The following is a 20908-nucleotide window of genomic DNA, read 5'->3' as shown; positions in this document are numbered from 1 at the left end:
CCAGCTAGAACGGGCTCTCGCTCAAGCCCGTGACATCCGCCGGACGCGGTCCAGGCGCGGCCCAATGAAAGCGGCGGTCTTTCTCGGCAATCTCGACATGATTGATGCTGGCCTCGCGCCGGCGCATCAGGCCATGCTCGTCGAACTCCCACTGCTCGTTGCCGTAGGAGCGGTGCCACTGCCCGGCCTCGTCATGCCATTCATATTGAAAGCGCACCGCGATGCGGTTGGCATCGAACGCCCAGAGATCCTTGATCAGGCGGTATTCGTGCTCCTTCGCCCATTTGCGGGTGAGGAATTCGACGATCGCATCACGGCCCTGAAAAAATTCGGCGCGGTTCCGCCAGCGGCTGTCCTCGGTATAGGCCAGCGAGACGCGGACCGGATCGCGCGAATTCCAGGCGTCCTCCGCCATGCGGGCTTTCTGGGCGGCGGTCTCGCGCGTGAACGGCGGCAATGGCGGACGCGACATCAAGTATCTCCAGCTCTGAATAGAGCTCGAGACTGTACCGATCGGTACAGAGAGTCAAGTACTCGGCGAAATTAATCCAGATCGGCCTTCATCAGCTGCCGCAGCGATTTCGGGATCGGTTTTGCGCGGCCCTCGCAGATGAACGCGACGCGCACCTTGGCGGTGACCAGCGCCTCTTCGCCGCGCCGCACCTCCTGCGCCAGCGTGATCGAGGCGCCCTTCACCGCGATCGGCCAGGTCACCACATCGAGCAGATCGTCCATCCGCGCCGGGCGCAGGAAATCGATCTCCATCGAGCGCACCACGAAGGCAAAGCCCGGCGTCTCAGCCTGAGCCTGTTCGAACAGCGCCTGCTGATCGGCACCCATCAGCCGCAGATGATTGGTGCGGCCGCGCTCCATGAAGCGCAGATAATTGGCGTGGTAAACGATGCCGGAGAAATCCGTGTCCTCATAATAGACGCGGACCTGCATGTGATGGCGGCCGTCGCGGACCTCGCCGTCGATGTGGGGCGTCATTTCGACAACTCCCGCTCGATATCCATCCGGCTGTCAAGCACACGAACGATAACAATCTGGTCCGGTTCGACCATGTAGAATGCAGTATAGCCGTCCATTAAAAGTCCTCGCAGCGACGCGCGCAGTTCGCTCCGATCAGGTCCAAGGAAGGGAAACTCGCGGAGTTCATCGAACCGTTGAGAAAATCTGGCCAACATTCGATCGGCGACGACGGGACTGCGTTCAGAGAGATATGAATGAATATCGAGAATATCGGAACGAGCCCGCAACGAAACGACGACCCGCACGACAGCACCTACCCCTGCGCCTTTGCCCGTGCTTGCTTGAGGAAGGCTTCCAAATCCCAGGGAACAACCCTTCCCGCTTCGACGTCAGCCATTCCTTCGTCAATGGCGTCCTTGAGCGCACGGAATTTTCGGGCCTGAGACAGCAAATAATCGGCGGCCTGCTCCTGCATTTCCGCAGGCAGCAGTTCCAGGGCTTCGACAGCTTTTTCGACGGCTGAGGTCATGAAGATAGATTAACATATTTCAGACCGGGTGCACAGGTGCACCGCAGCTCACGCCATTGCGTTTCCGACAACTTATGCCACGGCCGGGCCCTGCCCGCCCAGCGTCACCAGCACGATCTCCGGGGGAACGCCGATGCGGAACGGCATGATGCTGCAGCCGAGGCCACCGGAGACGACGATGTCGTGCTTCATGCGGATGTGGCCATAAGCGAGCCGCTGGCCGGACGGTGCGACTGGCGACCAACCCAGCAACCGCACCTGACCGCCATGGGTATGACCGGAGAGCTGCAGTGACACCCGCGACGGCACGCGCTTGGCGATGTCGGGCTCATGCGCCAGCAGAATGACCGGCGCGTCATCGGTGACCTTCGCCAGCGTGGCGCCGAGATCGTCGACGCCGACCCGCCGCACCGGGCGGAAACGGCGTGCCGGGAAATAGGCCAGTTGATCGCCAAGGCCAGCCAGCCAGAACGGCCGCCCGTCCTTGGTGAGGCGCCTGGCGTCATTGTCGTAAACCGGAATGCCTGACGCCTCCAGCGCGCGGCGGGCGAAGGTGTGCCCCTTGCCTTCGCGCTGCACTTCCTTGTCATCCCACCAATCATGATTGCCGAGAATGGCGTGCACGCCGAGCGGGGCCTTCAGCCCGGCCAGCACCGGCGCCCATTCATCGGCCGGGATGAAGCGCGTCACCTTGCGGTGCCCGGCCACGTAGTCGCCGAGCATGACGATGACGTCGGCCTTCAGTGCGTTGGTTCGTTCAACGATCCCCTGGATGCGGTCGAGCGACATCCAGGGATCGCAGGCGTGCAGGTCGGTGATGACGGCGATCTTGAGCTTGAGATCGGTGGGCCATTGCGGCGGCGCAAGGTTGTATCGCGTGACGCGAAGCTGCAGCGCGGGTTCGGAGAATCCGTAGGCCGTGGTCGTGACGCCGAGGGCGCCCAATCCACCAAAGAATCGAAAGAAATGTCGGCGTGAAATCATGGCTGGTCAATCGTGATGCATCGCAAACATGGGCGGGTATTGAGCCGGAATTGGGGTGCGTTTGTGCAGATCGTCAGCAGTCGCATTAAGGTTACCACCTGTTCTCCCCGACCAGCGCGTCGAGCCGGGCCCTCAATTCGTCGGAGGCGCGGTAGTACCAGACGCCGCCCAAGAGATCTCGAAAACGATCGCTGGCCTGCGCCTCGCGCTCGATGCGGTCGATGGTTTCCATGCTGATGACATCCTCGAGCGGACCGGCGGCGAGCAGCGACAGCAGCGCCGGATTGGTCTCGATCTCGAGGATAGCGACGATCAGATCAATAGCCCTGTCCGGATCCTCACCACGCAGTTCGCTCTCATAATCCATCATCGCAAAGAAATTGTCATCGCGGTCGCAGTCGGATTTCGAATGTTGTTCGACCCAGGCGCGAGCCAGCTCCGGCAGCGTCATGGCTTCGCAATCGAGCGGCTGTTTTGGGGTCCGTCGCGCGATGTCGTCGGCCTTCCAGCCCTTGAGGTCGGCGATCGCCTGGATGCGTTGCTTCAACGGCTTGTTTGGACCGAGCAGAACGCCGCCGAGCAGCCAGCGCAGCCGGGCGTTATTCTTCGCCTCGGCCTCGATCCGGTCGATCACGCTTTCGCCGTGGGCATACATCAGCGACATCATGAACTTTTCATTGAGCTGCATCACGGTCGGTTTGTCGGATTCACTGCGCAGCACTTCAAGCGCAAGATCGAGCGCGCGATCCGGCTTGCGGTGCGGCAGATGATCGAAATAGAGCTTGGCCGCCCAGGCGCCGGAAGTCTGGTCGCGCTTGCTCAGCCGCTGCAGCACAGCCCACAATGAGGCCAGCTCGTCGACAGGCATCGCGTTGAGGACGTCGGAATCGTCGGGCGTGCCCAGTTCCGGCGCTGCGACAATGGCCAGCACCTTGGCGTCTTCGGTCGATTTCATCTGGCACTCCACGGCAAAAACAGCCGGTCCCGCGCCGAGGCGCGTCGCCGACTTGTTGATATTTACCGTTAGTGCGTGATTAGGCCGATTCGGTTCGATAGCGTTCAGTCATCGCTGTCACCGCCGCCGAACAGGCCGAACTGCGCCGTATCGCGGGCGGGTTCGGCGAGGCCGAGATGCTTGAAGGCGTGCGAGGTCAACAGCCGGCCGCGCGGGGTGCGCTGGAGATAGCCACACTGGATCAGGAACGGCTCGATGATGTCCTCGATCGCATCGCGCGGCTCCGACAGCGCCGCCGCCATGGTTTCCACGCCGACCGGACCGCCGCCATAGTTCAGCGCGATGGTCGAAAGATATCGCCGGTCCATCGCATCGAGGCCGGCGGCATCGACTTCCAGCGCGCTCAGCGCGTGGTCGGCGATGGCGCGATCGACAGAGGTGGCATCCGCGGCGGACGCAAAATCCCGCACCCGGCGCAGCAGCCGACCGGCGATGCGCGGCGTGCCGCGGGCGCGGCGCGCGATCTCGTTGGCGCCATCAGGCGTCATGCCGATGTTGAGCACGCGGGCGCCGCGGGTGACGATCATCTCCAGCTCTTCCACGGTGTAGAAATTCAGCCGCACCGGAATGCCGAAGCGGTCGCGCAGCGGATTGGTGAGCAGGCCCGCGCGCGTGGTGGCGCCGACGAGGGTGAATTTCGCCAGCTCGATTTTTACGGATCGCGCTGCCGGCCCCTCGCCGATGATGAGATCGAGCTGAAAGTCCTCCATCGCAGGATAGAGCACTTCCTCGACCGCCGGGCTGAGGCGATGGATTTCGTCGATGAACAGCACGTCGCGCTCTTCGAGATTGGTCAGAAGCGCTGCGAGGTCGCCGGCCTTGGCGATCACAGGTCCGGAAGTGGCGCGAAAGCCGACGCCAAGTTCACGCGCCACGATCTGCGCCAGCGTGGTCTTGCCGAGACCGGGAGGGCCGACGAACAGCACGTGATCGAGCGCCTCGCCGCGCTTGCGCGCCGCCTCGATGAAGATCGAAAGGTTTTTGCGCGCCTGCGCCTGGCCGACGAACTCGGACAGCAATTGCGGGCGCAGCGCGGTGTCGCCGACATCGTCGCTGCGGCGTTCGGGGGTGACAATGCGGGACGGCGTGTTCATGCGGCAGTTCTAGCACGATGCAGGGGTTTCGCGAGCCACCAGCACAGGCTGGCCGGAATGACCGCCAGCACGGCAAGGATCGCTGACAGCGACAGCGCCTGTCGTGCAGACCGGACATCCGGCAAAATCACGGCCGATGATTCCGAGGGCACCAAGAATATGCCGAATACGACGAAACCGGCGACGGCAATGGCCGCGGCGAGCCACGCCATCCAGATCATGTTGATGCCGCCATAGACCGCAGCCAGTGCGAATATCAGGCCGGCCGCGACCGATGGCAGGAACGACGCGAGCATCGTCGCCAGTGCAAGCAGCACGATCGCGACAGAGACGATGGTGCGCAGTGCTTCGAGTTCGAGAAGCGCGAGAAACATTTGCAGCAGCGCGGCTCCGAAACCGACCACGATCAGCGAAATCAGCGCCGCAATCGTCAGCGGTCCTGCAATGGAAAAAATCAGGACGATGCCGATCGCGCGCGCGAAACGCCCGGCAACGGCGCCTGCCGAATAGTCGCGACGTTCTGCCGTGACGTTGCGGGAGGGCCTGGTCATGCGGCCGTTTTCGGAAACAATGGCCGGAAAAATGACCGTTCATAACGGATGAAGCAGCGCGTCCGTTTTGCAAAGGCGACCGCCTTCTGGCAGTCGGGATCGGTGCTGGCATCCTTACGATACTGTTCATAGGCCGCGAGGCTCGGAAAGCTGAACATCGCCAAAGCGACGTCGCTCTCGCCTTCGGATGGCAGAAAGTAGCCGTGATGGACGCCGCCGAAGCGCGGCAGCAGCTCCAGCCACATGGCGCCGTACGCCTCGAAATCGGCGAGCTTGTCCGGATCGAGCCGGTAACGCAGATAACACGTAATCATTTTGTAATGCTCCAGCGCAGTTCGCTCACTTCGCGAGTTCCTTCAGGCCCAAGCGGATCAGCTGCGCTGTTTCCGCATTCTCGCCGGCGCTGCGCGAGGCCGACGCGATGGCGGCCGCGGCCTGCGGCTGGCCGTAACCGAGATTGACCAGCGCCGAGATCGCGTCGGTGACCGGGCGCGGCGCGCGGTCGTTGTCGATGGCGCCGGAAAGATGCACCAGCGCCGGATCGACGTTGGCAAAGGCCGGCGCCTTGTCCTTCAATTCGGTGACGATGCGCTCGGCGACTTTCGGGCCGACGCCGGGCGTGCGCGTCACCGCGGCCTTGTCGCGCAGCGCGATCGCATTCGCAAGCTCGGCCGGCGGCAGCGTCGAGAGCACCGCCAACGCCACCTTGGCGCCGACGCCCTGCACGGTCTGCAAGAGGCGGAACCATTCGCGCTCGATGTCACCGCGAAAGCCGAACAACTTGATCTGGTCTTCGCGCACATAGGTCTCGATCGAGAGCACCGCGGCCTCGCCGGGCGCGGGCAGCGCCTGCAGCGTGCGCGACGAACAGTGCACCTGATAGCCGACGCCGCCGACGTCGAGGATCACGTAGTCCTCGCCGTAGGAGTCGATCAGGCCTTTCAGTTTGCCGATCATAGGCCTGCCACCTTCAGCCGCAGCGCCGTGCCGGCGCGGTGATGGGCGTGCGTGATCGCGATCGCCAGCGCGTCGGCGGCGTCGGCGGATTTCGGCTCGGCCTTCGGCAGCAGGATCTTGAGCATGACAGCGATCTGGTTCTTGTCGGCATGACCGGCGCCGACCACGGTCTTCTTGACCTGGTTGGGCGCGTATTCGGCAACCGATATGCCGAACATCGCCGGCGCCAGCATGGCGACGCCGCGCGCCTGCCCGAGTTTTAGCGTTGCGACGCCGTCCTTGTTCACAAAGGTCTGTTCGACCGCAGCCTCCATGGGGCTGTAGTCGCCGAGCACGGCAGCGAGGCCTTCATGGATCGCGAGCAGCCGGCTCGCCAGCGGCAGGTCGTCCGGCGGCTCTACCGAGCCGCAGCCGATGAAGACCAGGCGGTTGCCCTCGGTCTCGATCACGCCCCAGCCGGTGCGGCGCAGGCCGGGGTCGATGCCGATAATCCGGACGGGTTGGCGAATCGGAGGAGATGTCATGGCCTGTGATAACGCCATAGCACCGTGAACGAAACATAAAGAGAACAGTCATCCCCGCTAAAGCGGTGGGACGTGCCCCGGACGCAACGCAGTGCGCCGCGTTTGCGGCGTGGTGCGTTGCTGAGCCGGGGCCCATCCATCAGCTCATTCTGCGGAGACATGGGTCCCCCGATGCGCAATTGCGCATCTGAGCTCTGCGGAGCAGCGCTCCGCGCTGCACCGCGTCCGGGACACGAGATCCCTACCCGCCCATCTTCGCCATCAGCGCGTCCGAGACCTCGAAATTGGCGTAGACGTTCTGCACGTCGTCGTGCTCGTTCAAATGGTCGATCAGCTTGAGCAGCTTCTCGCCGGTCTCGTCGTCCACCGGCACCGTGTTCTGCGGCTTCCAGGTCAGCGCCGCCTTGCGGGCCTCGCCGAATTTCGTCTCCAGCGCCTTGGCGACCTCGCGAAACGTTTCCTTGGAGGCATAGATTTCGTGGCCGCTCTCGCTCGAGATCACGTCGTCGGCGCCGGCTTCGATCGCCGCATCCAGCATCTCATCGTCGGAGGCCACCTTGGCGTCGTATTCGATGATGCCGGTGTGATCGAACATGAAGGAAACCGATCCGGTTTCGCCGAGGTTGCCGCCGGACTTGGTGAAGTAGGAGCGGATATCGGAGGCCGCGCGGTTGCGGTTGTCGGTCAGCGCCTCGACGATGACGGCGACGCCGCCGGGGCCATAGCCCTCGTAGCGAATCTCGTCGTAGTTCTCGCCCTCGCCGCCGCTCGCCTTCTTCACGGCGCGCTCGATCGAATCCTTCGACATGTTTTCCTGGCGAGCGGAAATGATCGCCGCGCGCAGCCGGGCGTTCATCGACGGATCAGGCTGGCCCATCTTGGCCGCGACCGTGATTTCCCGCGCCAGCTTGCCGAACAGTTTCGACTTCTGGGCATCCTGCCGCCCCTTGCGGTGCATGATGTTCTTGAATTGGGAATGGCCGGCCATGCGGGTCTCTTGGATTCGTTCGTGAGCGGATTTGGATGAAAACGCGGCCTTATAGGCCGACAACCGGCCAAAATCAAAGATTCACGGCCGTTTTGGTACTTAAGTAGTGCCCCGTATGCCGGAATATCAGGCAGTTGTTAACCATGACTTCATGCCCGGATGAGAGGATGCGCCCCACATTCTCAACTTTTAAGAGCCCTCATGGCGTTCGGTTTATTTCGAAAGCGAGAGCCGGAAGCGACCACGGCTGCCGTCGAGCTTAAGGTTCCGGCGGTTGCGGCTGCGGCCGACGCGCCCGCGCCCGAAGGCGATTCAGCCAAGGAAATCCTTGAACTGCTGGAACTCGAACTCGGTGGCATGATCCGCCAGCTCGAGCGCGCGGCCCATTCGGTCGCCGGGGGCGCCGAGGCGACCGCGGCCACACTGACCACCATCCGCCACCGCACTGACGCCCTGACCGGCCGCACCACCGCAGCCCAGAGCACCGCAACCACCTTCTCGCAGGCCGCTGACAAATTCACCCATTCGGCCCAGGGCATCGGCGAGCAGGTCCGCGATGCCGGCAAGCTCGCCGACCAGGCCAGCGAGGCCGCCCGCGAAGCCAGCGCCAATGTGGACCGGTTGCGCGAATCGTCCGCGGCGATCGGCAATGTCGTCAATCTGATCGCGCAGATCGCAAGGCAGACCACGCTGCTGGCCCTCAATTCCACCATCGAGGCCGCGCGCGCCGGCGAAGCCGGGCGCGGCTTTGCCGTCGTCGCCACCGAGGTGAAGGCGCTCGCGGTGCAGACCCAGAACGCCACCGAGGAAATCACCAGGAAGATCGAAGCGCTGCAGCGCGACGCCGCCGGCTCGGTCGACGCCGTGCATCGGATTTCGCAGGCGATCGAGTTGATCCGGCCGGTGTTCGACAACGTCAACGGCGCGGTCGCCGAGCAAAGCCAGACCACCGGAGAAATGTCCGACAATGCCGCCTCCGCGTCGCGCTTCATCGTCTCGGTCGGCGAAAGCGCCTCCGAGATCGGCGTCGCGACCAAGGAAGCCGAAGCGCATGGCGAAAACGTCGCCAATGCCGGAAGGGCGGTCACGACCTTTGCGCAGAAGCTCAAATCGCGCTGCGCGGTGCTGCTGCGCCAAAGCGAGCGCCAGGGCCAGCGCAAACAGGAAAAGCTGCCCTGCAGCCTCCAAATCGAAATCCAGACCGCGCGCGGCCTGATCACGGCGCCGGTCTACGAGATTTCGATCGACGGCATCCTGATCAGCGGTCCCGACGCCGAAAAGCTGACGCCCAACCAAAGCCTCGACGCCACGCTGCCGGATATCGGCGCCTGCAAAATTCGCATCAGCGAGCGTTCCAAGGCCGGCGCGCAGGCGCAGTTCGAGCGGCCGAACGCCGCTTTGCGCGAGGCGATCGAAGACAAATTGTGGGCGATCCACGACGAGAACACCGAGTTCGTCACCCGCGCCATGGAAGCAGGCGCCGCGTTGACCAGGATTTTCGAGCAGGGCGTCGCCAGCGGCGCGATCTCGATCGAGGACATGTTCGACACCAACTATGTCGAAATATCCGGCAGCAACCCGGTGCAGCACCGCACCAAAATTCTGGACTGGGCGGACCGCGCGCTGCCACCGTTCCAGGAAGCCTTCCTCGCCAAAGACAAGCGCATGGCGTTCTGCGCTGTCATCGACACCAACGGCTATCTGCCGGTTCACAACAAGATCTATTCGCATCCGCAACGTCCGGGCGACGTCACCTGGAACACCGCCAACAGCCGCAACCGCCGCATCTTCAACGATCCCGCGGGCCTCGCAGCCGGCCGCAACCAGCGCGCCTACCTGGTGCAGAGCTACGCCCGCGACATGGGCAACGGCAACACGGTGATGATGCGCGAGATCGACGTGCCGATCCGCGTCAAGGGCCGCCATTGGGGCGGGTTCCGTACAGCCTACAGGCTCTAGATTCTTGATTGACGCGTTTTCTCGACGCGAACCGGTATCAACCCCCGGATCAAGTCCGAGGGCATGCTTCGCTCGAAAATGCTCCAGTTCGCTCTCAGGCAAGACACCAAGGCGCGAATCGCGTTCTAGACTTGCAATTGGAATGCGCTCGCCGCGGTGAGCCGATCATCGGCTCTGACTGGAGAAAGCTCGAGCATGTCCTTTGTGCAGCGTGCGGTCCTGGACACTCACTCCAACCAGACACTGGCCGAACGCCTCATTGACCAGCTTGCCGACCGCATCGGCGGGCTCGGCGTGGAACTTGCCGATATCGCCGGCAACGTCCAGGAGGTCGCCAGCCGCGTCGCGAACCAGTCGGACCGGTTCCACCACTTGCAGAAGACGGCCCAGACGATGGTCTCGGCCAACCGCGACATCGCCAATGCATCGCAGGCGGTGCAATCGACCACGTCCGCAGCCGTCGGAGAGATCGTTCAGTCGCGCAGCGCGGTGGATACGGCCGTCAAGCACATCGCCGAACTCGTCGACGCGGTCGGCCGTATCGAGGCCCGGCTCAGCGCCGTCGGCTCGGCCCTGTCGCAGGTTGCAAAAGTTTCCGGCTCGATCGAGGCGATTGCGAAACAGACTAACCTTTTGGCGCTCAATGCCACGATCGAGGCGGCGCGCGCCGGAACCGCCGGCCGTGGCTTTGCCGTGGTCGCGAACGAGGTGAAGAGCCTGGCGGAGGGGACGCGCCAGGCCACGCAGCAGATTTCCGAGACCATGCGCGATCTCGACGGCCAGATCGGCAGCCTGATCGGCGAGAGCAGCGACGCCTCGCTCCGCGCCAAGAGCGCTGGTGAAGGCGCACAGCAGATCAGCGGCATCATCGCGCGCGTGCACCAGGGCATCGCGTCCGTAGGCTATGAGATCGACGGCGTCGCCAAGGCCGCGACGTCCAATCTCGGCCATTGCGACCGCGTGATCGAGGAACTCGGCCAGCTTGCCCAGGGCGTCGATTTGTCCTCCAGCGAGCTGAAGCAGGCCGACGGACGGGTGGCGAAGCTGCTCGAACTGTCGGAAGGCCTGATCGCATTGATCGCCGACAGCGGCGTCGAGACTTCGGATGCGCCGTTGATCCGCGTGGTGATCGACACCGCAAAGCAGATTTCCGACGCGTTTGAGGCCGCCGTCGCACGCGGCGAGATCACGGTCGAGCAGTTGATGGACGAGAAATACCGCGAAATATCAGGGACCGATCCGAAGCAATATCTGACCGACTATGTCGCCTTCACCGACCGCGTCCTGCCTTCGATCCAGGACCCGATCCAGAAGAGCGATCCGCGCATCGTGTTCTGCGTCGCCTGGGCCAAAGGCGGCTATCTGCCGACCCACAATCCGAACTACCGCCTGCCGCAGGGGCCCGACCCCGTCTGGAACAACGCCAATTGCCGCAACCGCCGCCTGTTCAGCGATCGCGCGGTGAAGAAGGTGGCGACGAACACAAAACCGTTCCTGCTGCAGACCTATCGCCGCGACATGGGCGGCGGCAATTTCGTGCTGATGAAAGACCTCTCCTCGCCCATCCACGTGCGCGGCCGCCATTGGGGCGCCTTCCGCATGGGTTTCCGGCAGTCCTGAGCGACAGACGTCAAAACGCCTTGCCCGGCGCGCGCTGTCACACCCCTGACATGCGCATTTGAAACTAACGGTGATGCCGTGCATTTCCTTTTGCGCTTCCCTGGGCGGAGTATCCTGATGACCGAAAAACCAGTCAATGGCTCGATCCATGATCGCATCCACGCGGAAATGATGGACAGTTTCGACGAGGAACTGGAACTCGAGATCGACGACGACCGCCTCGACGCGCTGACCAACGAATTCGAAAGCCATTCCGCCGAGGAGACCGTCGACCGCCGGCTTTATTTCAAGGAACTGTTCCGCCTGCAGGGCGAACTGGTCAAACTGCAGAGCTGGGTGCAGCACCAGAAGCTGAAAGTGGTTGTCATCTTCGAGGGACGCGATTCCGCCGGCAAGGGCGGCGTCATCAAGCGCATCACGCAGCGGCTGAACCCGCGGGTCTGCCGGGTCGCCGCACTGCCGGCGCCGAACGAGCGCGAACGCACCCAATGGTATTTCCAGCGTTACGTCTCGCATCTGCCGGCCGGCGGCGAGATCGTGCTGTTCGACCGCAGCTGGTACAACCGCGCGGGCGTCGAGCGGGTGATGGGATTTTGTACCGAAGCCGACGTCGAGGAATTCTTCCGCTCGGTGCCGGAATTCGAACGCATGCTGGTGCGTTCCGGCATCATCCTGATCAAATACTGGTTCTCGATCACCGACGAGGTACAGCATCTGCGCTTCACCATGCGGATCCACGATCCCCTGAAGCAGTGGAAGCTCAGCCCGATGGACGTGGAGGCGCGCAGCCGCTGGGAGCAGTACACCAAGGCCAAGGAAGCGATGCTGGAGCGCACCCATATCGCCGAGGCGCCGTGGCACCTGGTCGAGGCCGTCGACAAGAAGAAGGCGCGGCTGAACTGCATCGCCCATCTGCTTGAACAGATTCCCTACAACGAGGTCCCGCAGACCCCCGTCATCCTGCCGCCGCGCGTGCGCAATCCGGATTACCAGCGCGGTCCGGTCCCGCCGGAGATGTACGTACCGGCGCGCTACTGAGCGCGTACCGCTAATCCGGCAAACCCGCGTCCGGACCGCTGGCCCGGAATCTAGCGCAGGGCTGCGGGCAATTCGAAGCCCTTGTACTCGCGCAGCAGCATCGCCTTGAGCACCGGCATTTCCGGCTTGGCGTCGGGCCCGGGCAGCGGATTGCTGTCCGCCTTGATGAAATCCGGTGGCGTCCCCGGCAATTTGTAGAGATTGAAGCCGTTCCGCCGCACCGCGAAATCGGCCTGCAAATAGCCGTCCGCCATCATGGTGCCGGCAGGCGCGAGGTAGAATCCGTCCTCACGATAGGGCCCGAGCATCGAGTAGGTCTTCGAGCCTTTCCGGACTCCGCTGAGCTGGCTGCTCAACCTGATCAGCTCGGTTTCGCGGCCGTCGATATTCACATAGACCCGGCGCAGCGGCAGCTCAGCTGAGTCCTGCGTCACCACGCTGACGAGCACGAGCACATGCTTGGCGAGCGCGCGGTGTTCTTCGGGACTGGAAGCCCAGGAGAAATCCACCGAGGATCCTCTTGCCGCGCCCTTCGGCGCGACCTTCGCCGTGTCGATCGCGGACTTCTCCAGTCGCCCGGTCATGTCTTGCAGCGATACCGGGTCCTGCGATACCGGGCGCTGGGTGAGCTCTTGCGCGGACGCCGCCTGCGACAGCAACAACGCCAGCAGGAAGACCAGAAACCTTTGCATCACACCTTCTCGTAACCCGGTTCAGTGGCCGGTCCAAAATCCCGGCACTGCCGGCTCCAGCCTGCCGCCCGCCCGCACTGGCGCTATTCGCAGCGCCAGTCCGGTGGCATCGTCGGTTTCGACCGCGACCCCGCTTAGTGTCGCCACACCGAACGCCGGTTCGAATCGGCCGGAGGGAATGCCGGTGACGAAGCGGTGCAGCGGCTCTTCCTTCTGCATGCCGATGATCGAATCGTAATCGCCGGTCATGCCGGCGTCGCTCATATAGGCGGTGCCGCCGGGCAGCACCTGATGATCGGCGGTCGGAACGTGGGTATGGGTGCCGACCACGAGGCTGGCGCGGCCGTCGCAGAAAAATCCCATGCCCTGCTTCTCGCTGGTCGCCTCGCCATGAAAATCGATCACGATGGCATCGGCGGCCTCGCGCAGCGGACAGGCGTCGAGCTCCTTGCCGACCGCGTTGAAGGGATCGTTCAGCGGCTCCATGAAGACGCGGCCCATGGCGTTGATGACCAGCGCACGCTTGCCGTTCTTGGTATCGATCAGGGCGGCGCCGCGGCCCGGCGTATGGCGCGGAAAGTTCAAGGGGCGGATCAGGCGCGGCGCGCGCTCGATGAACACCAGCGCCTCCTTCTGATTCCAGGCGTGGTTGCCGAGCGTGACCGCATCCGCGCCGGCGTCGAGGAAATCCTGATAGATCGCCTCGGTGATCCCGAAGCCGCCGGCCGCGTTCTCGCCGTTGACGATGACGAGATCGAGCGACCAGTCTCTGACCATGCCGGGGAGATGCTCGGAAATGGCGGTGCGGCCGGTCTTGCCGACGACGTCACCGATGAAGAGGATGCGCAAAATTCAGCTCCGGAAATCGAACACTTTCTTTTCCGTTAGCACAAAATCCAGCGCCACGTCGTGCGGCTGGGCCGGAACCGCCTTTATTTGCTGCACGGCAAACGCAGCACCGACGGCGACAATGGCTTTCGCCTTGCGCAAATGCTCCAGCGTGAAATCGTAATGTCCGGCGCCATAGCCGATCCGGTGCCCCGCGGCGTCGAACGCCGCCAGCGGCACCAGCATGATGTCGGGAATGAGTTCAGCGGCCGCCGGCGACGGTTCGAGAATGCCGAGCGGCCCTAACATCAGCCGGTCGTTGGGGGACCACGCCCGGAACGCCAGCGACTTGCCGCGCGCCATCACGGCCGGCAGCGCCAGCCTGGCGCCCGCTTCCGCGAGCTTGCGCATCAACGGCGCCGGGTCGATCTCGCTGCGGATCGGCGAATAGCCGGAGACAACCATTCCGGGCGCGATCTCGAACGGCAGTTTACGCTTGGCGAGGGCTTGCGCCGCGTCGGCGCGCTGCTCGTCGCTCAATGCATCGCGCTTTGCCAAAGCGGCAGCGCGAAGTTCTGCTTTCGAAGCACTTGCCGTCATGCAGCGTTCTGTTCCGCCGAACATCGCCCGCGAAGACGGACGAAGCGAAAGTTGCAGGGCCTAGGTGGTGAAGCCGGTAGAGTAAAAGCTCGACGCAAAAATCAACCGAAACAAAAGTGCGAAGCCGTAATGGCCGTTGAAGCGCTCGATCCCGGAGTTCCCTACGAAAGTAGGTGGGCACCATATGACCGGATCCACGGACCCGGCCAGGGACAGTTCCCGGAAGGATCGATAAGGCCCCGGGGATATATGGCTTCTGACGCGCAACACAGCTTCGCCCTGCCAATGTAGCTACGATGCGGCCAAACCGCCAGCGTTAAGCGTGAGTTTTCAGCGTTTTCCGGGATCGCCATCGGACATAAGGTAAAAGCCCTTCGACGTAATCAGCCATTTGCCATCGATGCAGTGCCAAGTCAGATAATCCACGAATTCCATCGTAGCGATCTGCACGCGCGCCTTCACGAAGGCCATATCCGCGGAAGCAAAATCCATCTGCAGGATCTCATCGGCGCGAGCGGCGCCAAGCGACTTCGGCGATTGGCGCTTATCGAGGACGTTTTTGTAGGTCTCCATCGACCACGACATCATCTGCCCGTCGCGAAATCCGTGAAGGTGGGCGGTGGATCGAAAGACCTCAAGGAGGTGCGACGTATCGCAATCGTACATAAGGTCGAAATATTTCTGCACGGCCTGAGTCAGGCTGGTTCGGCTAGCAGGGCTCACGGCGGGCGCGGTCAACTCTTGAAAAACCACGCCTTGAGAAGTTGGGGTCATCGAAGCCTCCGTTTGACGGATGAACAGGACCAGCCGCCGCACCTGAGGTCAGGGCATTTCAACTGGCCCGCTTCCGTTACGCCGGCGGCACGACCGGTAGCAAATTCATAATATGTAGTTCCAATATTCCATATCGGTCACTTCGCGATGACGAGCGAAAGCGCCTGCTCGATGTCATCAAGCGGTCGAGACAACCGTCCCAATTGAAGCCGGCGAATGAACCATGTCGAGACCGCAGGCTGAAAGTCAGGGACATGAAATGTCTTGATCTTTCGCTTGCCCGCAACCGCATTCAATTGGCTCACGGGCAACAGCCCAAAGCCAGCGCCGCGCGCGACGACCGATAGCTGCAGATCCTTGCTGAACGCTTCGACGATCACCTTCGGCGGCCCGGCGCCCTCGCGCTCAAGCGCCTGTGTCAGGGCCGTGCGATAGCCGCAGCCTTCCGGCTGAATCACCCAGCCGATTTCATTCATCGCCCGCAGCGAGCGCCAGCGCGTCGGCGAAAGATTGGCAGCACCCATGATTCGTACCTGCTCCTTGCCAAGTCGGCGCGCCGGAAGTTCGCTTCTTGGCTTGCCCTCGGTGAGCAGCGAAATCACTGCAGCGTCGAGAGCTCCGCTATGCAATCGCTCGATCAAGGCTCCGGCCCAGTCGATGGAAATCTGGAGGGTGAGATCCGGAAACGTGGATCGCAACAAATCCAGCGGGCGTTCTGCGACAAGCTCAGCCAGCACGTGAGCGGCACCGATACGCAACACGCCGCTCGGTGCCGCCGCGGGCGAGAGAGCCTCGGAAAACGCGTCCGTCGCACGGAGGACACGTTGCCCATGCTCAAGCGCGACCCGACCATCGTGCGTCAGAATCAGGGGCTTGGTCTGTCGGTCAAACAACGTCGCGCCGAGATCGAGCTCAAGCCGCTGAACCAGCCGTGACACCGCAGACTGCGTCATATGCAACTGTCTGGCGGCGCCCTGGATCGACCCGACCCGCGCCACCGTCACAAATGTACGAATCTCGTTCAGGTTCACGAAAGCCTCCCGTCACGAACATTCCATTTCGGTAACATCTCCGGCAATGACTTGCAAAAACCGAATGGAGGACGGATGCGGCATTGCGAACCAGCGGGTCGCGTGAATGCGCGCCTCGTGACAGGCTCCGCGAAGCAATCCATGGGTCATCAAGACAGGATGGGTTGCTTCGTCGTTGTGCTCCCCGCAAAGGCGGATCAGCCTGCGGCGGGCAACGTCCTACCCGATCGCGACGCCGCCGCCGATGGTGCGGTTCAGCATCTGCGTGGTCTTTTCGATGCGGTCGGCTGCGGCATTGAGCGCGTTGGCGACCGCGGTCTGCGTCGTTCGGGCGCGATCGGTGGCTGCGACGCGCACATTGCGCAAGGCGTCGAGTTCTTCCTCGAGCGCACGGATACGCTGGTTGGCGTCGAGCAGTTCGTCGCACACGGTGAGCGCCGCCATCACGGTAAGCCGCGCATCGCCGATCTCGCCGAACTTGCCGCGCAGCGATTCGACGCGCGCTTCGAGGTTCTCGGCGAGCTTGAGCAGACGCACTTCCTGCCCTTCCTCGCAGGCCATGCGGTACTGCCGGCCGTTGATGGTGACGTTGATGTGGCTCATGAGCTTTCTCCGGCGTCCAGCACGGCGCGGATGGTGCCGATCGCGGCGTCGAGTTTTTCCGATATCTCGCGGTTGGTGCGCTCCAGCCGCCGGGTCTTCACCAGCGAGCCGTCGAGTTCGTCGGCCAGGCGTGAGCGGTCGGCGCCGAGTGCCTGGATCCGGCTCGCGAGTTCATTCTCGTCACGGTCGGCATCGCGCCGCCGCTCGGCCGCAGCTTCCAGCGCATCGAGCGCCGCCATCAGCCGCCGGGTTGCAGCGTCGATGTCGGCAAAGGCGAGCTCGGGGTTGCCGGCCCCGTTGGCGGGACGATCGCTCATGAGAGACAGCGCGCACCTTCGGTTAAGCCGGCCGCACAGCAAAATCTGCGGTTCGGCAAGCGGTTAGGCCGCTAAATTTACGTGGCAAGCGAGGACAGCGCAACGCCCGCGCGAAGCTATGCACCGGTAGATCGGGACCACCGGTCATCCCGATCTACCGGTCTTGTCTGAGCATGACCTCTTCGGAAAACCGGTCTCCACTTTTCCGGGTCATGCATTAAGCAACCTTTCGCACCGGATTGGCGTTTCCTTGCCTTGGACTCCGGGATTTGAGGTGCTATCCAGCCCAGACTTCCCTAGGCCAAAGCCCTCGTATTGCGGCCCTTCCCGGTACGCACCCCGCAACCAAGCACCTCATTTCAGGCGGATTTTCATCATGACGCAGGTCGATCATTCCCGTATGGCCAATGCGATCCGTGGCCTCGCCATGGATGCCGTCGAGAAGGCGAAATCCGGCCATCCCGGCCTGCCGATGGGCGCCGCCGACATCGCGACCGTGCTGTTCACCCAGTTCCTGAAATTCGATGCCGCCGAGCCAAAGTGGCCGGACCGCGACCGTTTCGTTCTCTCGGCCGGGCACGGCTCGATGCTGCTGTATGCGTTGCTGTACCTGACCGGCAACAAGGACATGACGCTCGACCAGATCAAGAATTTCCGCGCATTGGGATCGCTGACGCCGGGTCACCCCGAGAACTTCCACACCAAGGGTATCGAGACCACGACGGGTCCGCTCGGCCAGGGCATCGCAACGTCGGTCGGCATGGCGCTGGCGGAGAAGATGCTCGCCGCCGAGTTCGGCAAGAAGGTGGTCGGCCATCACACCTATGTGCTCGCCTCCGACGGCGACCTGATGGAAGGCGTGTCGCAGGAAGCGATCGCGATGGCCGGTCACTGGAAGCTCAACAAGCTGATCGTGCTGTATGACGACAACGGCATTTCGATCGACGGCCCGACCTCGATCGCCGATTCCGTCGATCAGGTGAAGCGCTTCAAGTCGGCCGGCTGGGCCGCCGAACTGATCGACGGCCATGATCCGAAGGCGATCGCAGCCGCCATCACCCGTGCCCAGAAGTCCAACAAGCCGTCGATGATCGCCTGCAAGACCACCATCGGCTTCGGCGCACCGACTCGCGCCGGCACTGCAAAAGCCCATGGCGAGGCGCTCGGCGCCGAAGAACTGAAGGGCGCCAAGGAAAAGCTCGGCATCTCGCTCGAGCCGTTCTCGGTGCCCGACGACGTCCTGAAGGCGTGGCGCGCCGCCGGCAGCCGAGGCGCCGCTGCGCGCCAGGAATGGGAAGGCGTGTTCGGCGAACTGGGTCCGCGCAAGCGCGCCGAATTCGAGCGCCGGCTGCGCCATGAGCGCCCGGCCTCGCTCGCCAAGGCGCTGCGCGACCACAAGAAGAAGCTGCTCGAGACGCCGCAGAACGTCGCGACCCGGAAATCCTCGGAATCGGCGATCGAGGCAATCGCCGGCGCAATGCCGATGGAATTCCTCGCCGGCTCGGCCGATCTGACCGGCTCCAACAACAACAAGGCAAAATCGGCTGTCGCGTTTTCCGCCAAGACGCCGAAGGGCCGCTTCATCCATTACGGCATCCGCGAGCACGGCATGGCCGCGGCCATGAACGGCGTCTTCCTGCATGGCGGTTTTGCGCCCAATGGCGCCACCTTCCTGGTGTTCACCGATTACGCGCGGCCGGCAATGCGGCTCGCGGCGCTGATGGGCGCGGGCGTCGTCTATGTCATGACTCATGATTCGATCGGGCTGGGCGAAGACGGACCGACGCATCAGCCGGTCGAGCATCTGGCGGCGCTGCGGGCGATTCCCAACATGCGCGTGTTCCGGCCCTGCGACGCCGTCGAGGTCACCGAATGCTGGGAGCTCGCGCTCAACCGCATCGACGGCCCGACCGTGCTGGCGCTGACGCGCCAGAACCTGCCGCAATTGCGCACGACCGCGCCGAACGACAATCCCTGCAGCCACGGCGCCTATGAACTGGTCGCCGCCCAGGGCGAGGCAAAGGTTTCGCTGTTCGCCTCCGGATCCGAGGTCGAGATCGCGGTCGCCGCCCAGAAGCAGTTGGCCGAACGCGGCATCGCGTCGCGGGTGGTTTCGGTGCCCTCGCTCGAATTGCTGCTGGCGCAGCCGGCGGACCGCCAGAAGGCCGTTATCGGCAACGCGCCGGTCAAGATCGCGATCGAGGCCGCGGTGCGCTGGGGCTGGGACGCCGTGATTGGCCAGGATGGTGAATTCATAGGCATGCACGGCTTCGGCGCCAGCGCGCCCGCCAAGGACCTCTACAAGCACTTCGGGATTACCGCCGAGGCTGCGGTTAACGCTGCCCTGAAGCGCCTCTAGAACCTTGTCGGTTCTGATTGAATCAGAACCGAAGCTCTAGACTCTTGTTTTGACGCGTTTTCCTTCGCTCGAAAACGCACTATTGCCCGTTTCCGAAGTTCGCGCGCCATTTGCGGCCCTGCGAACTTCGGACACAAAAGGGCAGTAGACGGCAGTTAACTTTGGTGTGCCGCTTATCGAAGTTCCTGACCGTGCTCTGCGCAACCATTGCAGGAACTTCAACTCGGCGGCGCGCTGCTGACGGTTGAGCTTGTTGGCAAAAAGGTCTACCTAAAAGCTCATCTTGACCGTTCTCGCCCGGCCGAACCGGGCGATCCGCCGTAAGCACCGCCGTGGAACCATTCCACGGGGGTGACACCAGCTATTAAAGGAGAAACGAGCATGGCAATCCGGGTCGCGATCAACGGATTTGGCCGCATCGGCCGCAACATCTTGCGGGCGATTGCGGAATCCGGCCGCAAGGATATCGAAGTCGTAGGGATCAACGATCTCGGCCCGGTCGAGACCAACGCCCATCTGCTGCGTTTCGATTCCGTGCATGGCCGTTTCCCCGGCACCGTGACCGTCGACGGCGATTCGATCAACCTCGGCAACGGCAAGATCAAGGTTTCCTCCGAGCGCGATCCCTCGAAGCTGCCGTGGAAGGAACTCGGCGTCGACATCGCGATGGAATGCACCGGCATCTTCAGTGCCAAGGCCAAGGCCACTGCGCACCTGACCGCCGGCGCCAAGCGCGTGCTGGTTTCCGCGCCGTCGGATGGCGCCGACGCCACGATCGTCTACGGCGTCAATCACGACAAGCTGACCAGGGAGCACCTCGTCGTCTCCAACGGTTCCTGCACCACGAACTGCCTGGCTCCGATCGCCAAGGTGTTGAACGACACCGTCGGTATCGAAACCGGCTTCATGACCACGATCCACGCCTATACCGGCGACCAGCCGACGCTCGACACCCTGCACAGCGACCTCTATCGCGGCCGTGCGGCAGCGATGTCGATGATCCCGACCTCCACCGGTGCGGCCAAGGCGATCGGCCTCGTGCTGCCCGAACTTCAGGGCAAGCTCGACGGCGTCGCGATCCGCGTGCCGACCCCGAACGTCTCGGTGGTCGATCTCAAGATCGTCGCCAAGCGCGCCACCGACGTGAAGGAAATCAACGCGGCGATGAAGCGCGCCTCCGAGCAGGAGCTGAAGGGCATTTTGGGCTATACCACCGCGCCCAACGTCTCGATCGACTTCAACCACGACCCCCACTCGTCCACCTTCCATGTGGACCAGACCAAGGTGCAGAACGGCACGCTGGTGCGGGTGATGTCCTGGTACGACAATGAATGGGGTTTCTCCAACCGCATGGGCGACACCGCCGTGGCGATGGGGAAGCTGCTGTAAGTTAGTCTCGTGTCCCGGACGCGGTGCAGCGTTCTTCACGCTGCTCCGCAGAGCCGGGACCCATTTGCACCGCGACCCGCCCAA

General features: G+C 63.2%; 24 protein-coding genes and 1 other RNA gene. 5 read left to right on the top strand and 20 right to left on the bottom strand.

From position 1 onward, the window contains the following. Positions 1 to 4 precede the first annotated feature (4 nt). The 12 genes from JQ611_RS26030 to JQ611_RS25975 all read right to left on the bottom strand — a co-directional run bounded on the left by JQ611_RS26030 (position 5) and on the right by JQ611_RS25975 (position 7614). Positions 5 to 472 (bottom strand): nuclear transport factor 2 family protein, encoded by a 468-nt coding sequence (locus JQ611_RS26030; protein ID WP_212466991.1) that lies wholly within the window; start codon positions 470 to 472, stop codon positions 5 to 7. 71 nt (positions 473 to 543) lie between these two features. After that, entirely contained in the window at positions 544 to 990 is a 447-nt protein-coding gene (gene ybgC, locus JQ611_RS26025) for a tol-pal system-associated acyl-CoA thioesterase (RefSeq protein ID WP_212265564.1), read from the bottom strand. Continuing rightward, positions 987 to 1277, bottom strand: a complete 291-nt coding sequence (locus tag JQ611_RS26020) for a type II toxin-antitoxin system RelE/ParE family toxin (RefSeq protein WP_212265563.1) — start codon at positions 1275 to 1277, stop codon at positions 987 to 989. Before JQ611_RS26020 ends, ybgC begins: the two co-directional genes overlap by 4 nt. 8 nt (positions 1278 to 1285) lie before the next feature. Continuing rightward, on the bottom strand, positions 1286 to 1501 hold the full coding sequence (locus JQ611_RS26015; protein WP_212265562.1) for a hypothetical protein: 216 nt from the start codon (positions 1499 to 1501) through the stop codon (positions 1286 to 1288). Positions 1502 to 1573: 72 nt separating this feature from the next. Continuing rightward, entirely contained in the window at positions 1574 to 2485 is a 912-nt protein-coding gene (locus tag JQ611_RS26010) for a metallophosphoesterase (RefSeq protein WP_212265561.1), read from the bottom strand. A gap of 91 nt (positions 2486 to 2576) precedes the next feature. Beyond that, positions 2577 to 3440: a DUF6869 domain-containing protein gene (locus JQ611_RS26005; protein ID WP_212466990.1), complete on the bottom strand. Its 864-nt coding sequence runs from the start codon at positions 3438 to 3440 to the stop codon at positions 2577 to 2579. A 104-nt stretch (positions 3441 to 3544) separates the two neighbouring features. Further along, on the bottom strand, positions 3545 to 4594 hold the full coding sequence (gene ruvB, locus JQ611_RS26000) for a Holliday junction branch migration DNA helicase RuvB (protein ID WP_212265559.1): 1050 nt from the start codon (positions 4592 to 4594) through the stop codon (positions 3545 to 3547). Then, positions 4591 to 5145, bottom strand: coding sequence for a hypothetical protein (locus tag JQ611_RS25995; protein WP_212265558.1), 555 nt, complete (start codon positions 5143 to 5145; stop codon positions 4591 to 4593). Before JQ611_RS25995 ends, ruvB begins: the two co-directional genes overlap by 4 nt. Next, positions 5142 to 5459, bottom strand: coding sequence for an NIPSNAP family protein (locus JQ611_RS25990; protein WP_212265557.1), 318 nt, complete (start codon positions 5457 to 5459; stop codon positions 5142 to 5144). Before JQ611_RS25990 ends, JQ611_RS25995 begins: the two co-directional genes overlap by 4 nt. Positions 5460 to 5484: 25 nt before the next feature. Next, positions 5485 to 6102, bottom strand: coding sequence for a Holliday junction branch migration protein RuvA (ruvA, locus tag JQ611_RS25985; RefSeq protein ID WP_209837862.1), 618 nt, complete (start codon positions 6100 to 6102; stop codon positions 5485 to 5487). After that, a complete protein-coding gene (gene ruvC / locus JQ611_RS25980) occupies positions 6099 to 6626 on the bottom strand; it encodes a crossover junction endodeoxyribonuclease RuvC (RefSeq protein ID WP_212265556.1) in 528 nt (175 codons plus the stop codon). Before ruvC ends, ruvA begins: the two co-directional genes overlap by 4 nt. A gap of 241 nt (positions 6627 to 6867) precedes the next feature. Continuing rightward, positions 6868 to 7614: a YebC/PmpR family DNA-binding transcriptional regulator gene (locus tag JQ611_RS25975; RefSeq protein WP_212466989.1), complete on the bottom strand. Its 747-nt coding sequence runs from the start codon at positions 7612 to 7614 to the stop codon at positions 6868 to 6870. A gap of 201 nt (positions 7615 to 7815) precedes the next feature. On the opposite strand from JQ611_RS25975, the gene JQ611_RS25970 reads away from it, so the two are divergent. The 3 genes from JQ611_RS25970 to ppk2 all read left to right on the top strand — a co-directional run bounded on the left by JQ611_RS25970 (position 7816) and on the right by ppk2 (position 12231). Next, complete coding sequence (locus JQ611_RS25970; protein ID WP_212466988.1) at positions 7816 to 9573, top strand: methyl-accepting chemotaxis protein; 1758 nt, start codon at positions 7816 to 7818, stop codon at positions 9571 to 9573. Between the two features lie 195 nt (positions 9574 to 9768). After that, positions 9769 to 11193, top strand: a complete 1425-nt coding sequence (locus JQ611_RS25965) for a methyl-accepting chemotaxis protein (protein WP_212466987.1) — start codon at positions 9769 to 9771, stop codon at positions 11191 to 11193. A gap of 117 nt (positions 11194 to 11310) precedes the next feature. Continuing rightward, positions 11311 to 12231, top strand: a complete 921-nt coding sequence (gene ppk2 / locus JQ611_RS25960; RefSeq protein WP_212416203.1) for a polyphosphate kinase 2 — start codon at positions 11311 to 11313, stop codon at positions 12229 to 12231. 50 nt (positions 12232 to 12281) lie between these two features. Here ppk2 and JQ611_RS25955 read toward each other — a convergent pair whose 3' ends face one another. From JQ611_RS25955 to JQ611_RS25920, 8 genes are all read right to left on the bottom strand, one after another. After that, the gene (locus JQ611_RS25955; RefSeq protein WP_212466986.1) at positions 12282 to 12923 is read right to left on the bottom strand and encodes a hypothetical protein; all 642 of its coding nucleotides are present in this window, start codon (positions 12921 to 12923) and stop codon (positions 12282 to 12284) included. A 21-nt stretch (positions 12924 to 12944) separates the two neighbouring features. Then, a complete protein-coding gene (locus tag JQ611_RS25950; RefSeq protein ID WP_212466985.1) occupies positions 12945 to 13772 on the bottom strand; it encodes a TIGR00282 family metallophosphoesterase in 828 nt (275 codons plus the stop codon). 3 nt (positions 13773 to 13775) lie between these two features. Continuing rightward, a complete protein-coding gene (locus JQ611_RS25945; protein WP_212265550.1) occupies positions 13776 to 14351 on the bottom strand; it encodes a 5-formyltetrahydrofolate cyclo-ligase in 576 nt (191 codons plus the stop codon). Between the two features lie 117 nt (positions 14352 to 14468). Then, positions 14469 to 14629: non-coding RNA, 6S RNA (gene ssrS / locus JQ611_RS25940), on the bottom strand. Positions 14630 to 14681: 52 nt separating this feature from the next. Continuing rightward, on the bottom strand, positions 14682 to 15167 hold the full coding sequence (locus JQ611_RS25935) for a nuclear transport factor 2 family protein (protein ID WP_212466984.1): 486 nt from the start codon (positions 15165 to 15167) through the stop codon (positions 14682 to 14684). Positions 15168 to 15262: 95 nt separating this feature from the next. Then, positions 15263 to 16156 carry a LysR family transcriptional regulator gene (locus JQ611_RS25930; RefSeq protein WP_212391555.1) on the bottom strand — a complete coding sequence of 298 codons (894 nt, stop codon included), beginning with the start codon at positions 16154 to 16156 and terminating at the stop codon, positions 15263 to 15265. 219 nt (positions 16157 to 16375) lie between these two features. Further along, entirely contained in the window at positions 16376 to 16759 is a 384-nt protein-coding gene (locus JQ611_RS25925) for a cell division protein ZapA (RefSeq protein WP_212265547.1), read from the bottom strand. Then, positions 16756 to 17076: a DUF4164 domain-containing protein gene (locus JQ611_RS25920; RefSeq protein WP_192736870.1), complete on the bottom strand. Its 321-nt coding sequence runs from the start codon at positions 17074 to 17076 to the stop codon at positions 16756 to 16758. The genes JQ611_RS25925 and JQ611_RS25920 overlap by 4 nt, the downstream gene beginning before the upstream one ends. Before the next feature lie 376 nt (positions 17077 to 17452). Between JQ611_RS25920 and tkt the strand changes: the two genes are divergently transcribed. Together tkt and gap are read left to right on the top strand one after the other, a co-directional pair. Continuing rightward, positions 17453 to 19435, top strand: a complete 1983-nt coding sequence (tkt, locus tag JQ611_RS25915) for a transketolase (RefSeq protein ID WP_212391553.1) — start codon at positions 17453 to 17455, stop codon at positions 19433 to 19435. 381 nt (positions 19436 to 19816) lie between these two features. Then, the gene (gene gap, locus JQ611_RS25910) at positions 19817 to 20824 is read left to right on the top strand and encodes a type I glyceraldehyde-3-phosphate dehydrogenase (RefSeq protein WP_212265545.1); all 1008 of its coding nucleotides are present in this window, start codon (positions 19817 to 19819) and stop codon (positions 20822 to 20824) included. The last annotated feature ends 84 nt before the right edge of the window (positions 20825 to 20908 follow it).

This window comes from Bradyrhizobium sp. AUGA SZCCT0182, assembly GCF_018130185.1.
Classification (GTDB): domain Bacteria; phylum Pseudomonadota; class Alphaproteobacteria; order Rhizobiales; family Xanthobacteraceae; genus Bradyrhizobium.
The sequence above is the reverse complement of the archived record's forward strand: the minus strand, read 5'-3'. Positions and strand labels throughout refer to the sequence as shown.

Bases quoted from the DNA above. Each gene is read 5' to 3' on its own strand.
- JQ611_RS26005 (WP_212466990.1), bottom strand. From the start codon at position 3,440: ATGAAATCGACCGAAGACGCCAAGGTGCTGGCCATTGTCGCAGCGCCG.
- ybgC (WP_212265564.1), bottom strand. From the start codon at position 990: ATGACGCCCCACATCGACGGCGAGGTCCGCGACGGCCGCCATCACATG.
- ruvA (WP_209837862.1), bottom strand. From the start codon at position 6,102: ATGATCGGCAAACTGAAAGGCCTGATCGACTCCTACGGCGAGGACTAC.
- JQ611_RS26015 (WP_212265562.1), bottom strand. From the start codon at position 1,501: ATGACCTCAGCCGTCGAAAAAGCTGTCGAAGCCCTGGAACTGCTGCCT.
- JQ611_RS25990 (WP_212265557.1), bottom strand. From the start codon at position 5,459: ATGATTACGTGTTATCTGCGTTACCGGCTCGATCCGGACAAGCTCGCC.
- JQ611_RS25955 (WP_212466986.1), bottom strand. From the start codon at position 12,923: ATGCAAAGGTTTCTGGTCTTCCTGCTGGCGTTGTTGCTGTCGCAGGCG.
- JQ611_RS25975 (WP_212466989.1), bottom strand. From the start codon at position 7,614: ATGGCCGGCCATTCCCAATTCAAGAACATCATGCACCGCAAGGGGCGG.
- JQ611_RS25945 (WP_212265550.1), bottom strand. From the start codon at position 14,351: ATGACGGCAAGTGCTTCGAAAGCAGAACTTCGCGCTGCCGCTTTGGCA.
- gap (WP_212265545.1), top strand. From the start codon at position 19,817: ATGGCAATCCGGGTCGCGATCAACGGATTTGGCCGCATCGGCCGCAAC.
- JQ611_RS26010 (WP_212265561.1), bottom strand. From the start codon at position 2,485: ATGATTTCACGCCGACATTTCTTTCGATTCTTTGGTGGATTGGGCGCC.
- JQ611_RS25965 (WP_212466987.1), top strand. From the start codon at position 9,769: ATGTCCTTTGTGCAGCGTGCGGTCCTGGACACTCACTCCAACCAGACA.
- tkt (WP_212391553.1), top strand. From the start codon at position 17,453: ATGACGCAGGTCGATCATTCCCGTATGGCCAATGCGATCCGTGGCCTC.
- ruvC (WP_212265556.1), bottom strand. From the start codon at position 6,626: ATGACATCTCCTCCGATTCGCCAACCCGTCCGGATTATCGGCATCGAC.
- JQ611_RS25970 (WP_212466988.1), top strand. From the start codon at position 7,816: ATGGCGTTCGGTTTATTTCGAAAGCGAGAGCCGGAAGCGACCACGGCT.
- JQ611_RS25925 (WP_212265547.1), bottom strand. From the start codon at position 16,759: ATGAGCCACATCAACGTCACCATCAACGGCCGGCAGTACCGCATGGCC.
- JQ611_RS26030 (WP_212466991.1), bottom strand. From the start codon at position 472: ATGTCGCGTCCGCCATTGCCGCCGTTCACGCGCGAGACCGCCGCCCAG.
- ppk2 (WP_212416203.1), top strand. From the start codon at position 11,311: ATGACCGAAAAACCAGTCAATGGCTCGATCCATGATCGCATCCACGCG.
- JQ611_RS25920 (WP_192736870.1), bottom strand. From the start codon at position 17,076: ATGAGCGATCGTCCCGCCAACGGGGCCGGCAACCCCGAGCTCGCCTTT.
- ruvB (WP_212265559.1), bottom strand. From the start codon at position 4,594: ATGAACACGCCGTCCCGCATTGTCACCCCCGAACGCCGCAGCGACGAT.
- JQ611_RS25995 (WP_212265558.1), bottom strand. From the start codon at position 5,145: ATGACCAGGCCCTCCCGCAACGTCACGGCAGAACGTCGCGACTATTCG.